The organism is Pseudomonas sp. yb_2 (assembly GCF_043103905.1).
Classification (GTDB): domain Bacteria; phylum Pseudomonadota; class Gammaproteobacteria; order Pseudomonadales; family Pseudomonadaceae; genus Aquipseudomonas; species Aquipseudomonas alloputida.
The window spans coordinates 1-14867 of the sequence record NZ_JBICKH010000035.1 but is presented as its reverse complement, the minus strand read 5'-3'; the positions used below and the strand labels follow the sequence as shown (position 1 = coordinate 14867).

At 62.5% G+C, this 14867-nt stretch carries 15 protein-coding genes; 7 read left to right on the top strand and 8 right to left on the bottom strand.

Annotated elements, in window-relative coordinates; translation table 11 throughout:
- The first annotated feature begins 61 nt into the window (after window positions 1-61).
- Window positions 62-700, top strand: a complete 639-nt coding sequence (upp, locus tag ACF8FB_RS08785; protein WP_003247366.1) for a uracil phosphoribosyltransferase — start codon at window positions 62-64, stop codon at window positions 698-700.
- A 2-nt stretch (window positions 701-702) separates the two neighbouring features.
- A complete protein-coding gene (locus tag ACF8FB_RS08780; protein ID WP_003247369.1) occupies window positions 703-1968 on the top strand; it encodes a uracil-xanthine permease family protein in 1266 nt (421 codons plus the stop codon).
- Between the two features lie 35 nt (window positions 1969-2003).
- Here the strand turns inward: ACF8FB_RS08780 and hemH are convergent, their stop codons facing one another.
- Both hemH and ACF8FB_RS08770 read right to left on the bottom strand, forming a co-directional pair.
- Entirely contained in the window at window positions 2004-3020 is a 1017-nt protein-coding gene (gene hemH, locus ACF8FB_RS08775) for a ferrochelatase (RefSeq protein ID WP_392511218.1), read from the bottom strand.
- A gap of 13 nt (window positions 3021-3033) precedes the next feature.
- Entirely contained in the window at window positions 3034-3939 is a 906-nt protein-coding gene (locus ACF8FB_RS08770; RefSeq protein ID WP_010951988.1) for a TIGR01777 family oxidoreductase, read from the bottom strand.
- A gap of 186 nt (window positions 3940-4125) precedes the next feature.
- On the opposite strand from ACF8FB_RS08770, the gene ACF8FB_RS08765 reads away from it, so the two are divergent.
- The 5 genes from ACF8FB_RS08765 (at window position 4126) to ACF8FB_RS08745 (ending at window position 9201) form a co-directional block, all read left to right on the top strand.
- Entirely contained in the window at window positions 4126-5112 is a 987-nt protein-coding gene (locus tag ACF8FB_RS08765) for an NAD(P)/FAD-dependent oxidoreductase (RefSeq protein ID WP_010951987.1), read from the top strand.
- A gap of 103 nt (window positions 5113-5215) precedes the next feature.
- Window positions 5216-6184: a YbgA family protein gene (locus ACF8FB_RS08760; RefSeq protein WP_392511217.1), complete on the top strand. Its 969-nt coding sequence runs from the start codon at window positions 5216-5218 to the stop codon at window positions 6182-6184.
- Complete coding sequence (locus ACF8FB_RS08755) at window positions 6174-7073, top strand: MerR family transcriptional regulator (protein WP_392511216.1); 900 nt, start codon at window positions 6174-6176, stop codon at window positions 7071-7073. Before ACF8FB_RS08760 ends, ACF8FB_RS08755 begins: the two co-directional genes overlap by 11 nt.
- Entirely contained in the window at window positions 7064-8506 is a 1443-nt protein-coding gene (gene phrB, locus ACF8FB_RS08750; RefSeq protein WP_350298296.1) for a deoxyribodipyrimidine photo-lyase, read from the top strand. The genes ACF8FB_RS08755 and phrB overlap by 10 nt, the downstream gene beginning before the upstream one ends.
- The gene (locus tag ACF8FB_RS08745; RefSeq protein ID WP_392511215.1) at window positions 8503-9201 is read left to right on the top strand and encodes an SDR family oxidoreductase; all 699 of its coding nucleotides are present in this window, start codon (window positions 8503-8505) and stop codon (window positions 9199-9201) included. The genes phrB and ACF8FB_RS08745 overlap by 4 nt, the downstream gene beginning before the upstream one ends.
- Window positions 9202-9316: 115 nt before the next feature.
- On the opposite strand, the gene ACF8FB_RS08740 is transcribed toward ACF8FB_RS08745, so the two are convergent.
- The 6 genes from ACF8FB_RS08740 to hemA form a co-directional block, all read right to left on the bottom strand.
- Complete coding sequence (locus ACF8FB_RS08740; RefSeq protein WP_003247385.1) at window positions 9317-9835, bottom strand: acyloxyacyl hydrolase; 519 nt, start codon at window positions 9833-9835, stop codon at window positions 9317-9319.
- Window positions 9836-9939: 104 nt separating this feature from the next.
- A complete protein-coding gene (murI, locus tag ACF8FB_RS08735) occupies window positions 9940-10737 on the bottom strand; it encodes a glutamate racemase (protein WP_010951981.1) in 798 nt (265 codons plus the stop codon).
- The gene (locus tag ACF8FB_RS08730) at window positions 10730-11485 is read right to left on the bottom strand and encodes a molybdopterin-synthase adenylyltransferase MoeB (protein WP_010951980.1); all 756 of its coding nucleotides are present in this window, start codon (window positions 11483-11485) and stop codon (window positions 10730-10732) included. Before ACF8FB_RS08730 ends, murI begins: the two co-directional genes overlap by 8 nt.
- The gene (prmC, locus tag ACF8FB_RS08725) at window positions 11479-12309 is read right to left on the bottom strand and encodes a peptide chain release factor N(5)-glutamine methyltransferase (protein ID WP_004575885.1); all 831 of its coding nucleotides are present in this window, start codon (window positions 12307-12309) and stop codon (window positions 11479-11481) included. Before prmC ends, ACF8FB_RS08730 begins: the two co-directional genes overlap by 7 nt.
- A complete protein-coding gene (gene prfA, locus ACF8FB_RS08720) occupies window positions 12309-13391 on the bottom strand; it encodes a peptide chain release factor 1 (RefSeq protein ID WP_003247392.1) in 1083 nt (360 codons plus the stop codon). Before prfA ends, prmC begins: the two co-directional genes overlap by 1 nt.
- A complete protein-coding gene (gene hemA, locus ACF8FB_RS08715) occupies window positions 13388-14665 on the bottom strand; it encodes a glutamyl-tRNA reductase (RefSeq protein WP_209968031.1) in 1278 nt (425 codons plus the stop codon). Before hemA ends, prfA begins: the two co-directional genes overlap by 4 nt.
- Window positions 14666-14867 lie beyond the last annotated feature (202 nt).

Below are 14867 nucleotides of genomic sequence, written 5' to 3'. Positions count from 1 at the left end.
GCACAGGCTGAATAGATTAATCTAGCGCGGTTTTTTTGCCCGCCTTTCGGAGCCCTCCCCTATGCCCACTCGTGAGATCCGCCATCCGCTGATCCGCCACAAGCTTGGCCTGATGCGCCGTGCCGATATCAGCACCAAGAATTTTCGCGAACTCGCCCAGGAAGTCGGCGCGCTCCTGACGTATGAAGCCACCCAGGACCTGCCCCTCGAAACCTACGAGATCGACGGCTGGTGTGGCAAGGTCTCGGTTGAAAAAATCGCCGGCAAGAAGATCACCGTAGTACCGATCCTGCGCGCCGGCATCGGCATGCTCGACGGCGTGCTCAGCCTGATCCCGGGGGCCAAGGTCAGCGCCGTCGGCGTTGCCCGAAACGAAGAAACCCTCGAAGCCCACACCTATCTGGAAAAGCTCGCGCCGGACATCAACCAGCGCCTGGCCCTGATCATCGACCCGATGCTGGCCACCGGCGGCTCGATGGTTGCCACCATCGACCTGCTGAAAAAGGCCGGCTGCAAAGAGATTCGCGCCATGGTGCTGGTCGCCGCACCAGAAGGCATCGAGGTGGTGGAAAAAGCCCACCCGGACGTGAAGATCTACACCGCCTCGATCGACCAGCGCCTGAACGAGCACGGCTACATCGTGCCAGGCCTGGGTGATGCCGGTGACAAGATCTTCGGCACCAAGCAAAAGGACGCCTGACCATGCAGGACGGCTTCAACGACCCGCTCTGGCGCCAGGTCGTTTCGGGCGCGCAGATGCTCTTCGTGGCATTCGGCGCGCTGGTGCTGATGCCCCTGATCACCGGCCTCGACCCAAACGTCGCGCTGTTCACCGCCGGCATCGGCACGCTGCTATTCCAGCTGGTCACCGGTCGTCAGGTACCGGTGTTCCTGGCCTCGAGCTTTGCCTTCATCACGCCGATCATCCTCGCCAAAGGCCAGTTCGGCCTTGCCGAGACCATGGGTGGCGTAATGGCTGCCGGCTTCGTGTACACCTTCATGGGCCTGATGGTAAAAATCAAAGGCACCGGTTTCATCGACCGCATGCTGCCGCCGGTGGTGATCGGCCCAGTGATCATCTCCATCGGCCTGGCCATGGCACCGATCGCCGCCAACATGGCCATGGGCAAAGGTGGGGACGGTACGGCACTGATGCCGTACAAGACGGCCATGCTGATCTCGATGCCAGCGCTGCTGACAACCTTGATCGTTGCCGTATTCGGCAAGGGCATTTTCCGCCTGGTACCCATCATCTCCGGCGTGCTGGTGGGCTTTGCCCTGTCGTTCGCCTTTGGCGTGGTCGACACCGCCAGGATCGCTGCCGCACCGTGGCTGGAAATTCCCAATTTCACCGCCCCTGCGTTCAACTGGCAGGCCATTCTGTTCATCGTCCCGGTTGCGCTGGCGCCGGCGATCGAGCATATCGGCGGGGTGATTGCAGTGGGCAGCGTGACCGGCCGTGACTACCTGAAAAAGCCTGGCCTGCACCGGACGTTGCTGGGCGACGGCCTGGCGACTACTGCAGCCGGCCTGTTCGGCGGCCCGCCCAACACCACCTATGCCGAAGTGACCGGCGCGGTGATGCTGACCAAGAACTACAACCCGAAGATCATGACCTGGGCGGCGGTCTTCGCCATTACCCTGGCATTCATCGGCAAGTTCGGCGCGCTGCTGCAGAGCATCCCGGTGCCGGTGATGGGCGGCATTCTTTGCCTGCTGTTCGGCTCGATTGCAGCGGTGGGCATGAACACCATGATCCGCCACAAGATTGACCTGGGCGAGGCACGCAACCTGGTGATCGTCTCGGTGACACTGGTGTTCGGTATCGGCGGCGTGCTGATCGGCAGCGGTGACGGCCCGGATGACTGGGGCCTGAAGGGCATCGCCCTGTGCGCCATTGTGGCTATTGCCCTGAACCTGATTCTGCCGGGTAATGACAGCTGGAAGCACAAGAAGCTGGATGTATGACCGGTCGGAAGGGGCCGCAAAGCGGCCCCTTCGATTCAGGCCTTTTCACACATATCAGCCAACACCCTCACCCACTCCGGGTGATCATTCAGGCACGGCACCAGCACCAGCTCCTGGCCGCCCGCCTCGACAAACTGCTCGCTGCCACGCATGCCTATCTCTTCCAGCGTCTCGATGCAATCCGCCACAAACGCCGGGCACATCACCAGCAGCTTCTTCACACCGGCCTTGGCCAGCTCATCCAGCCGCGTCTCGGTGTAGGGTTCGATCCACTTGTCCCGGCCCAGCCGCGACTGGAACGATACCGACCATTTGCCATCCGGTATGCCCATGCTCTGCGCAAAGGCTTTGGCCGTAGCCAGGCATTGCCCGCGATAGCAAACCGAACGTACTTCGGCGGTTGCACCGTGGCAGCAATCGGCAGCGCGCAGGTCGTGCTTGACCCCCTTCGGAAACAGTTTCTTCAGGTGCCGTTCCGGCAAACCATGGAAGCTCAGCAGCAGGTGGTCGTAACCCTGCTCCAGGTACGGCCGGGCGCTGGCTGCCAGCGCCTCGATGTACGCCGGGTGCTCATAGAACGGCTGCAGCACGCGCATCTGCAACGGTAACTGGTGCTCGCTGACCGTCTGTTTTGCCTGCTCGATCACAGTGGTCACCGTGCTGTCGGCGAACTGTGGATAAAGCGGTGCCAAAGTCACCTTGCGCACACCTTGGGCGGCCAGCCGCGCCAACACATCAGGCAAGGCCGGCTGGCCGTAGCGCATGGCGATTTCCACCGAGCCATGGGGCCAGTGCTCGGCCATCGCGGCCTGCAGGCGACGGGTCAGCACTACCAGAGGCGAGCCCTCCTCCCACCAGATCGAAGCGTAGGCATGTGCCGACTGCTCCGGGCGCTTGATCAGGACCAGCGACACCAGCAAACGCCGCACCGGCCACGGCAGGTCGATCACGTACGGGTCCATGAGGAACTGGTTGAGGTAGCGGCGCACATCGGCCACCGAGGTGGAGGCCGGGGAACCCAGGTTGACCAGCAGCAGGGCGTGATCGGTCATGCAGCGTCCTATGTCAGAGGCGACTGGACAGGTTGTCCAGCGCCGATTGCAGATCGTTGAAGCGGAACGTGAAGCCGGCTTCCAGCAAGCGTACCGGGCGCGCCCGCTGGCCTCCCAGCAGCAAGGTGGACATCTCGCCAAGCCCGGCCTTGAGCAGCAATGCCGGCACTGGCAACAGCGCCGGCCGATGCAGGGCGCGGCCCAGTCGCCTGGCAAACTCACGGTTGCGCACAGGCTCCGGCGCGCAGGCATTATAAGGACCGCTGGCATCCTTGTGCTGCAAGAGAAAATCAATCAGGGCGACCTGGTCGTCTATATGAACCCAGGGCATCCATTGCCGCCCATTGCCCAAAGGCCCGCCCAGCCCCAGTTTGAAGGGCATGCGCAGGCGCGACAAAAAGCCGCCATCGCTGGCCAGCACCAGGCCGGTACGGACCAATACCACGCGTATTCCCTGCGCTTGCGAACGCTGGGCGGTCTCTTCCCAGGCAATACACAACTGGCTGGCGAAATCTTCACGCACCGGGGGAGAGGCCTCGGTCAGTTCGCGTTCGCCACCGTCTCCGTACCAACCTACCGCAGAGCCGGAGATCAACACCTCCGGGCGCTGCTCACGGGTGCCCAACCAAGCCAGCAATTGCTCGGTAAGGGTGACACGGCTGGCCCACAGCACGTTGCGCCGGGCGGCCGTCCAGGGCCTGTCGGCAATCGGCGCACCGGCAAGGTTGACCACCGCATCAAGATGATCGTCGGCCTCTAACTGCTCCAGGCGCGCGATACCACGCACCCCGCTACCACAGATTTTCGCCACCTGTTCAGGACGCCTGCTCCAAACCGTAAGCCGATGCCCTTGGCCCAGCCAGTACTGGCACAGATGCTTGCCAATCAAACCGGTGCCACCTGTCAGCAATATATGCATGGCTGTGTCCTCGCAGAATGCGTCGGTGGTCTATTTTTAACAGCAAGGCACTTTTTTGACCCGACGCTCTCGGATAAACATAGGCCAACCTGCCGCCAACACGGAATAACCTTATACATAATTTTGGCATTGTACAGGTTTGCCTGACAGCGTAGTCTGCTCACAGCAAGGTTTGAAGAGGCCATCATGACAGTACCTATCGCCATCATCGGGGCCGGCATCGCCGGTTTGTCAGCCGCCCAGGCCTTGCAGAAGGCCGGGCAATCCGTGCACTTGTTCGACAAAGGCCACGGCAGTGGCGGGCGCATGGCCAGCAAGCGCAGCGAAGCCGGCGCGCTCGACCTGGGCGCACAGTACTTCACTGCCCGTGACCGACGCTTCGTCGATCAGGTGCAGCAATGGGTGGCCGCCGGCTGGGCCGAGCAGTGGAAACCCCAACTGTACAACTACCGTGATGGCGAACTTACCCCCTCCCCCGACGAGCAGACGCGCTGGGTGGGCGTGCCACGCATGAGCGCCATTACCCGCGGCTTGCTCAAGGACGTCACCGTCAATTTCGGCTGCCGCATAGCGGAAGTGTTTCGCGGCAAGCAGTACTGGCACCTGCAAGATACCGAAGGTTGCAGCCACGGCCCCTACAGCCGCGTGGTCATTGCCGTCCCGGCACCGCAGGCCACGCCACTTCTGGCCGCCACACCGAAGCTCGCGGCCGTGGCCGCTGGCGTGCAAATGGAACCTACCTGGGCCGTCGCCCTTGCCTTCGAGACACCGCTGGATACACCAATGCAAGGCTGCTTCGTGCAGGACAACCCGCTGGACTGGCTGGCCCGCAATCGCAGCAAGCCTGGCCGCGACGAGCACCTGGACACCTGGGTACTGCACGCAACGTCAGACTGGAGCCGGCAACACATCGACCTGCCAAAGGATGAAGTGATCGAGCAGCTGTGGGGCGAATTCGCCGAGCTGGTCGGCTGCGTGGTCCCCCCGCCCACCTTCGCCCTGGCCCACCGCTGGCTCTATGCCCGCCCCAGTAGCAACCATGAGTGGGGCGCACTGGCCGATGCTGACCAGGGCTTGTACGCCTGTGGGGACTGGTGCCTGTCCGGCCGAGTCGAGGGCGCATGGCTCAGTGGCCAGGAAGCAGCGCGGCGCTTGCTCGAACACCTTGAGTGATGCCGAACTATACAAAAATACTAGTTTGCATAACTTCAGCGCTGTGCTGAAATAAACCTGTACAAGTTTCGAGTCACGTACAGGTTTATTTTCGGAGGCAGCCATGCACGACCCTTCCGCCCACAGCAAGCCGCGTATCGCCATCAGCGCCTGCCTGACCGGGCACAGCGTGCGCTACAACGGCGGCCACAAGGCCTCCGACCTGTGCCGTAAACAGCTGGAACAGCACTTCGACTGGCTACCCGTGTGTCCGGAAGTGGCAATCGGCTTGGGTGTCCCGCGCGACCCGATTCGCCTGGTCGGCAACCCCGAGCAACCCGAAGTGGTCGGCACCCGCGACCCCGGCAAGGACCTGACCGACCCGCTGCGCACCTATGGCGAGCAGATGGCCAACGAGCTTGACGACATCTGCGGCTACATCTTCATGCAGAAGTCACCTTCATGCGGCCTGGAACGGGTAAAGGTTTATCAGGACAACGGCCACCCGGCCGTGCATGGTGGCCGTGGCGTCTATGCCCAGGCTTTCTGCGCATCGCGCCCGGACCTGCCAGTAGAAGAAGAAGGCCGCCTGCATGACCCTGTGCTGCGCGAAAACTTCATAAGCCGCGTTTACGCCTACGCCGACTGGCAGCGCCTGCTGGCCGAGGGCCTGAACCGTGGCGCGCTGGTGCGCTTTCATTCGCGCTACAAGTATTTGCTGATGGCCAACAACCCCCAGGCCTATCGCACCCTCGGCCGCCTGCTTGGCAGCATGAGCAAGGCTGATGAACCACAGAGCATCGGCCCGCGCTATTTCAGCCAGCTGATGCAGGCCCTGCGCCGCTGCGCCAGCCGCGGCACCCACAGTAACGTGCTGCAGCACCTGAGCGGCTACTTCAAGGATGCCCTGACGCAGCAGGACAAGGCGGAGTTGCAGGCAGTCATCGGCCAATACCAACAAGGCGTGGTACCACTGGTAGTGCCACTGACCTTGCTCAAACACCATTTGCGCAAGCACCCAGACCCCTACCTGCAGCAACAAGCCTACCTGCAGCCTCACCCCGAGAGCCTGGGCTTGCGCAATGCGGTCTGAGGACTTGCTGCCCATCGGCGAACTTGCCCGTCGCACTGGCGTCAACCCGGTCACCCTGCGCGCCTGGGAGCGCCGGTATGGGTTGCTCAAGCCACAGCGCACCGCCAAGGGGCATCGCCTGTACCCACTTGAGCAGGTCGAACGCGTCGAAGCCGTTCTGGCTTGGCTGCAGCGTGGCGCGTCGGTCGGCCAAGTCCGCGAGTTGCTCGACAAACCCGCCAGCACCCCACCGAAGGGTGACTGGCAAGCCCGGCAATTCCAGCTGATCGAAGCCATCGCCGGCCTTTCACAGCGCGCCCTCGACCAGCAACTCAACCAGGCCATGGCGCTGTACCCGGCGGTCACCCTGTGCGAGCAATTGCTGCTGCCGCTCCTCGACATGCTCGACCAGCGCTGGCGCAATTACTTCAACGCTCGGCTGGAGCAGGTGTTTTTCCACAGCTGGCTGCGCAGCAAGCTCGGTGCCCGCGTGTACCACGACAACCAGCTGCTGCAAGGGCCCCCCGTATTGCTGGCCGAAGACAGCGAACGCACCTTCAGCCCAGACTTATGGTTGTGCGCCTGGCTACTCACCAGCAATGGCTTCCCGGTCGAGGTGCTCGAGCAGCCCGTCGCAGGCCCGCAATTGCTAAGCGCCGTCAACGCGCTCAAACCACGCGCCTTACTCCTGCACCTGGGGCCACGCATCGACGACAAGGCGTTGCTGCGCACCCTGCAAGGCTTGCCGATCCCCAAGCTGCTGGGCGGTGCCACGCTGGCGCTGCATGAAACCCGCTTGAAGGCTTTTGAGCTGTCCGACCTTTTCCTGTTCGACACCCCGCAGGCGGCATTGCGCGTGCTTCAAGCCCATGATCGACAGCCTGTAGAGATCAATCCCCCATGCACCTGACCTGGCTGCGCAGCGACCTGCGTATCGATGACAACACTGCACTCAGCGCCTCCACCGAACGCGGCCCGACCATCGCCCTGTGGCTGGTCAGCCCCGGACAATGGCAAGCCCATGACGATGCCGACTGCAAAGTCGACTTCTGGCTGCGTAACCTGCATGACCTGCGCCAATCACTGGAAAAGCTGAACATCCCCCTGCTGATCCGCACAATCGATACCTGGGACCAGGCGCCACAGGCGGTGCTCGATATCTGCCGCCAACATCAGGTGCAAAGCGTGCACTGGAACGAGGAGTACGGCATCAATGAGCAGCGCCGGGATGATGCCACCCGCGCACTGTTGGAAAAGTCGGCCATCCAGGCGCACAGCCACCTCGACCAGCTGTTCTTCCGTCCGGGCACCGTACTCACTCGCAGTGGCGATTACTTCCAGGTGTTCAGCCAGTTCAAGAAGACCTGCCTTGAGCATCTGCACCGCAGCCTGCCCGCCCTGGCACGGCGGGTGAAGCGCCAGACCCCGCTGAACATCGGCAGCGACCCAATCCCGCAACATGTAGAGGGGTTCGGAAAAACCACGCCCGCATTGCGCGACCACTGGCCAGCCGGTGAAGCTGAGGCACAGTCCCGCCTGTCACGCTTCCTGGACGAAACCATCGACGACTACCACCACTTGCGCGACTTGCCTGCCAAGCCTGGTACCAGCCAGCTTTCCCCCTACCTGGCCGCCGGCGTGATTTCGCCCCGCCAATGCTTGCACGGTGCACTGGCCGGCAACCGGGGCGAGTTCGACAGTGGCAGCACAGGCGTGCAGACCTGGATCAATGAGCTACTCTGGCGTGAGTTCTACAAGCACATCCTGAGCGGTTATCCACAGGTCTCGCGCCACCGCGCCTTCCGCGCCCAGACCGAAGCCCTGCCCTGGCGTGACGCCCCGGCAGACCTGGAGGCCTGGGAGCAGGGCCGCACCGGCTTCCCGATCATTGATGCCGCCATGCGCCAATTGCTGCACACCGGGTGGATGCACAACCGCTTGCGCATGATCGTGGCCATGTTCCTCAGCAAGAACCTGCTGATTGACTGGCGCAAGGGCGAGCGACACTTCATGCGCCACCTGATAGACGGCGACCTGGCCGCCAACAACGGGGGTTGGCAGTGGAGTGCGTCCACCGGCACCGATGCGGTGCCCTATTTCCGTATCTTCAATCCGGTTTCACAGTCGCAGCGCTTCGATCCACAGGGTCGGTTCATTCGCCACTGGGTACCGGAACTACAGGAGCTCGATGAAAAAGCCATCCATCAACCCATTAAATCGACGGACCTTTTCGGTAATACTTCGTACCTAAGTCCAATCGTAGATCTCAGCAGCAGTCGCCAGCGGGCCCTAGAAGCATTCAAAGGGCTGCCACGCCGGCAGAATCAGGGGATAACGTCTTGATTAACTCGCGTAGTTTTTGGGTTACAGGCGCAAGCAACGGACTTGGCTTGGCTTTGGTGGAGCGGATGCTCGATGAAGGACATCGCGTTGCCGCGAGTGGCAAGGATAGCGATGCACTGGATGATTTGGGGGCACGCTACGGCAACCAATTGTTGCGTTTGCCGTGGCAGTTGCAGGAAGAACAACACGTCACCGATGCGTGCCAACAGATTTGCCATGCCTGGTGTTCGCTGGACGGGCTGATTCTCAACACCGGCACCACCGATTACCTGCCAGACAATGTCAGTGACAGTGAGCTGATCGAAGCGATCGTCACCACCAACCAGCTGGCCGCAGAGCATTGCCTGAGCAATGCGCTGCCGTTGCTGACAAAGGGGCAGTCGCCCCAGGTGATGGGGCTTTTCAACCGCTATTCGGCGTTGCAGCTGTTTGCACCGACACAGGTGACTGCGGGCTGGAACAACTTGCCGCAATGGCTGCGTGAGCAGCGCAAGGCCCTTGAGGACCAAGGGGTAGCACTGACCATCGTAGCGCCACAATCGTTGAAGGTTACGGTAACGTCGGCACAGGCGATACCGGAGGCGTGGACGCCCGGCAGTGCCGCAGAGGAGTTGCTGCGCCGGTGGCCTCAGAGAGAACCGGAACTGGTCCTGGAGACGCTGGACCTTAGTAGCCTGTGGCCGCTGGCGCGTTGACCGCTGAAATCAGCATTACCTTCTTCGCGGGCAAGCCCGCTCCTGCAGATTACCCAGACCTTTAATGCTGTGGTATTCCGGCAGGAGCGGGAATTGCCCGCGAATGCAGGTGAATTCAGAGCGCCATTCTGTAATGCAGGCTGTAGCTTTCTACACCATCGTTGGGCTCTTTGATGCCGGCGTTGGAATAGTGAATCGCCCGCACCCCAATCTCATGCCCGCCGGCAAAGCGCAAACCAAAGCCAATGCGGTCCTCGAACTGGAACGCCGAACCCAGCTCGTTGCTTTCCAGCTCGGTGCTGGAGAACGCCGCCACCCCGATGCCGGCTTCGATGTAAGGCTTTACCGACTCCCCGGCAAATTCATAGACGAACACCGGCGCGAAGGACAGGCTGTGATTGCTCGCGGTCTCGTCGCCATCCCAGTAGGTGTAGGCCCCATCCCAATAGCCGGTCAGCCGACCAACGCTGGTCTGCCACCAACTCGCGTCCCAATTCGATTGCAGCCCTAGCCGGTAGACCATTGTCGAATCGCCAGTCTGCCCCACCGAAAACGAAACATCGGCAGCCTGTGCCGACATCGCTTGCCCCAAAACAAAGGCAGCAGCCGCTGCCAAGCCGAGCAGTTTCCTCATAAGAAACATCCTTCTTTCTGATGCTGTTATTTGTCCGCCTCATCTCAGGCAAAGCGGTAGAAAGCAGAAGTGGAACGATAGTTCAGCCTTTTTTCACGTTTTTTTCACAACGCAAAGCTTTGCACATCGTCGGACTTATGCCACAGCACAGGTAGGATTTTTCTTAAGGCTTCTGGGTCAGCGCTGGTCCAGAAGCGTGCAGCGCCGGCCGGGCCTTCGGCCAACAGATCATTGGCACCCAACAGCCGTTGCAACTGACGCGCCACGGCCGCGCCGGTGTCGATGATGGCCACGTCATCCGGGACCATGCCGGCCAGCAATGGGCGAAGGAAAGGGTAATGGGTGCAGCCCAGGATCAGCGTATCGCAACCTGCAGCCAGTAGCGGCTGCACATAACCTTGCAGCAGCTGGCGCACCGCCGGGCTTACCAGGTCACCGGCTTCGATCAGCTCGACCAGCCCTGGGCAAGGCTGGGTAATAACCTGTACGTCATTTGCGAAGCGATCGAGCAAGGCTGCGAACTTGGCACTCTGCAGGGTACCGGTGGTGGCCAGCACACCGACCACGCCCGAGCGGGTGGCTGCCGCTGCAGGCTTGACGGCCGGTTCCATGCCCACCAACGGCCAGGTCGGATACAACTCGCGCAGGTCGGCCACTGCCGCCACCGTGGCGGTGTTGCAGGCCAACACCATGGCCTTTGCGCCTTGTTCATGGAAGAACCCGGCAATGCGTCGGCAGCGCTCGCGGATATAGTCCGGCGACTTCTCACCGTAGGGTATATGCCCGCAATCGCCCACATACAGCAACGTTTCGTTGGGCAGCAGGCGCTGGATCTCGGCCAGCACCGACAATCCGCCAACCCCCGAGTCCATGACGCCGATCGGCGCCGAGCGCTCAGCCATCGCGCTTACCACAGACCGTGCAAGCCGGGTCGCGCTTGACACGAAGCTCGCGGATACGGGTGCCGAGGGCATCGATCAACAGCAAGCGGCCGACTAACGGCTCACCGAAGCCCGCCAGCAGCTTCATCGCCTCCAGCGCCTGCAGGCTACCCACCAGCCCCACCAGCGGGCCAATGACGCCTGCTTCGCTGCAGGTCAGTTCAGCTTCGCTACCATGCCCGTACAGGCAGTGATAGCACGGACTGTAGTCACGCCGCGGGTCGAACACCGACAGCTGACCTTCCAGACGGATTGCCGCTCCGCTGACCAGCGGCTTGCCGGCGGCGACACAGGCAGCGTTGACCGCCTCGCGGGTAGAGAAATTGTCGGAGCAGTCCAGCACCAGGTCGACCGCCGCCACCGCAGCCACCAGCGAGTCCTCGTCCAGTGCCTGGCGGTGAGCAACCAGGCTGACTTCCGGGTTGATTGCCTGCAAGCGCTGCAAGGCCGAGTCGACCTTGCTCATGCCAACGCTGGCACTGTCGTGGATGACCTGGCGTTGCAGGTTGGTCAGGTCGACGGTGTCGAAGTCGGCCAGGTGCAGCTCACCCACGCCAGCGGCGGCCAGGTACAGGGCGACTGGCGAGCCCAGGCCACCCAGCCCGATGATCAGCGCTTTGCTCTGCTTGAGCCGCAGCTGGCCATCGATGTCGATCTGGGACAGCAGCACCTGGCGGCTGTAACGCAGCAGTTCCTGATCACTCAGCATGGCAGTCGCCCCAGGGTAATGCGTTCATGGCCGCCCAGGTCCGTGCGGCTGGCCACCTCGATAAAGCCATGTTCAGCCAGCAGAGCGCGTACCGCCGCCGCCTGATCGTAGCCATGTTCCAGCAGTAGCCAACCACCTGGCAACAAGTGCGCGGGGGCCTGGGCGGCGATCACGCGAAGGTCGTCCAGGCCATCGGCACCGGCCACCAGGGCACTGCTGGGTTCGAAGCGCACGTCGCCGGCCACCAGGTGCGGGTCTTCAGCGGCGATGTAGGGCGGGTTGCTGACAATGAGGTCGAAACGCTCCCCGGCCAGGCTGTCGAACCAGTGGCTCAGCCGTACCCGAGCGTTGGCCAGGCCCAACCGCTGGCGGTTGCGCTCGGCGAGGGCGGCAGCCTCCTCCACCCGGTCAACCGCTGTCACCTGCCAGGCCGGGCGTTCGCTGGCCAGCGCCAGAGCGATGGCCCCCGTACCGGTACCCAGGTCGAGAACCTTGGCGGGCGAAGCGGGTTGCAGTTCAAGCGCCGTCTCGACCAGCAGTTCGGTATCCGGCCGCGGGATCAGGGTATGCGGCGCAACCTCCAGGTCGATCTTCCAGAAGCCCTGCAGCCCAAGGATATAGGCCACTGGCTCGCCGCCACGGCGGCGCTGCAGGTAGCCGGCATAGGTCTCGGCATCTTCGCTGCTGACGATACGCTCGGGCCAGGTATGCAGGTAGCTGCGCGATTTACCGATGGCCGCAGCCAGCAGCAGTTCGGCATCCAGGCGCTCAGTGGGCGATTCAGGCAACTGCGCGTTGCGCAACAGGCTGGCGATGACAGTCATCAGTCCCCCAAGGCGGCCAGTTGATCGGCCTGGTATTCGGCCAGCAGCGGTTCGATCACCGCGTCTACGCCACCGCTGAGGATGTCGTCCAACGAATACAGGGTCAGGTTGATGCGGTGATCGGTCACCCGCCCCTGTGGATAATTGTAGGTGCGGATGCGCTCGGAGCGGTCACCGGACCCCACCAGCAGCTTGCGCTCACTGGCAATGGCGTTCTGCGCGGCACTGGTCTGCATGTCGTTCAGCTTGGCCGACAGCCAGGACATGGCGCGAGCACGGTTCTTGTGCTGCGAGCGCTCCTCCTGGCATTCGACCACGATACCGGTAGGCAAGTGAGTGATACGGATCGCCGAATCGGTCTTGTTGACGTGCTGGCCGCCGGCACCGGAGGCACGGTAGGTATCCACGCGCAAGTCGGCCGGGTTGATTTCGATGGCGGCCTGCTCGTCCGGCTCGGGGAGCACCGCCACCGTGCACGCGGAAGTGTGGACACGGCCTTGGGACTCGGTCTCGGGCACACGCTGAACCCGGTGTGCACCGGACTCGAACTTGAGCTTGCCGTAGACATTCTCGCCCTCGACGCGGGCAATGATTTCCTTGTAGCCGCCGTGCTCGCCTTCGTTCTCGGACAAGATCTCCAGGCGCCAGCCGCGCTTTTCGGCGTAGCGCGAATACATGCGGAACAGGTCACCAGAGAAGATGGCTGCCTCGTCGCCACCCGTACCGGCGCGGATTTCGAGAAACACGTTGCGACCGTCGTTGGGGTCTTTGGGCAGCAGCATGCGTTGCAGCTGCGCCTCCAGGGTCAACAGTTGCTCCTTGGCTTCACGCACCTCTTCCACGGCCATTTCACGCAGGTCCGGGTCACTGTCCTTGAGCAGCGCCTGGGCGCCTTCGAGGTCGTCCTGGACTTTACGCCACTCTTTATAAGCAGCGTAGACCGGCTCTACCTCGGCATACTCGCGGGAGTAGGCGCGAAAACGCGTCTGGTCGGAAATAACCTCGGCGTCACCGAGCAGGGCGGTGAGTTCTTCAAAACGGTCCTGGAGGATTTCCAGTTTGTTCAGCAGCGACGCTTTCATTGCGGGGATTTGTCCGTGGAGCCCTCGTTGAGGGCAAAGAGTTCCTGGGCCATGGCCAGCGCATCGAGGCGGCCCTCGGCCGAGAGCTTTTTCAGCTGCACGCTGGGCGCATGCAGGAGTTTGTTGGTCAGGCCCCGGGCCAGTTGGGCCAGCACGTCTTCGGGGTTGCCGCCATTGGCCAGCAGGCGCAGGGCCTTTTGCAGTTCTTCGTCGCGAAGGCGCTCACTTTGCTGGCGATAGGCCCTGAGCACGTCCACCGCAGCCAGTTCGCGCAGGCGCAGCATGAAGTCTTCGGCGCCCACGGATACCAGCTCTTCGGCCGCCTGAGCCGCACCCTGGCGGCTCTTGAGGTTTTCTGCCACTACATCGTGCAGGTCGTCGACGGTGTACAGGTAGACATCATCCAGCTCGCCGACTTCGGTTTCGATATCGCGAGGTACAGCGATGTCGACCATGAAGATCGGCTTGTGTCGGCGCTGTTTCAGTGCGCTCTCGACCGCGCCCTTGCCCAGGATCGGCAACTGGCTGGCGGTGGAACTGATCACGATGTCACTGTTGGCCAGTTCCTGGGGAATGTCTGCCAGCAGCACGGCATGCGCACCGAACTGCTCGGCCAGGATGCTGGCGCGCTCCAGGGTGCGGTTGGCCACCACGATACGGCGTACGCCCTGCTCGTGCAGGTGGCGGGCGACCAGGGTGATGGTTTCGCCGGCACCGATCAGCAGGGCCTGGCTGCGGCCCAGGTCGGCGAAAATCTGCTTGGCCAGGCTGACCGCGGCGAACGCAACCGAAACCGGGTTTTCACCGATGGCCGTATCGGTACGCACCTGCTTGGCGGCACTGAAGGTGGCCTGGAACAGGCGCCCAAGCAACGGCCCGACGGTACCGGCTTCGCGGGCCACGGCGTAGGCGGACTTCATCTGGCCCAGGATCTGAGGTTCACCGAGAACCAGCGAGTCCAGGCCCGAGGCCACGCGCATCATGTGCTTCACGGCTTCGTGCTCTTCATGCACGTAGGCGCTGGCGCGCAGCTCGTCGATGCTGAGGCGGTGATAGTCGGCCAGCCACTGCAGCACGGCGTCGGCGGACAGGTGGTCCTGCTCTATATAGAGCTCACTGCGGTTGCAGGTCGACAGGATCGCCGCCTCGCGGCTGGACGTCAGTCGGCAGAGCTGCTGCAGGGCGTCTACCAGCTGCTCTGGGGTAAACGCCACGCGCTCGCGTACGTCTACCGAGGCAGTCTTATGGTTGATACCAAGTGCAAGAAAGGCCATGCAAGGTCGCTGGTTGTGACGGGAAGCCGATAATTGTCCTCTTTCGCAGGTTTCAGGACAACCACCGTTCGCTATTGTGCTGATAGTCCTGCGGCTATCGCCGCTCGCGGGCCAGCATCAGCGTTGATTTCAGGTTTCACTCCCGCTTTTGATCTGGCTTTTGATCTGGCTTTTGATCTTCGCGACTTCAGGAGGCCGAACG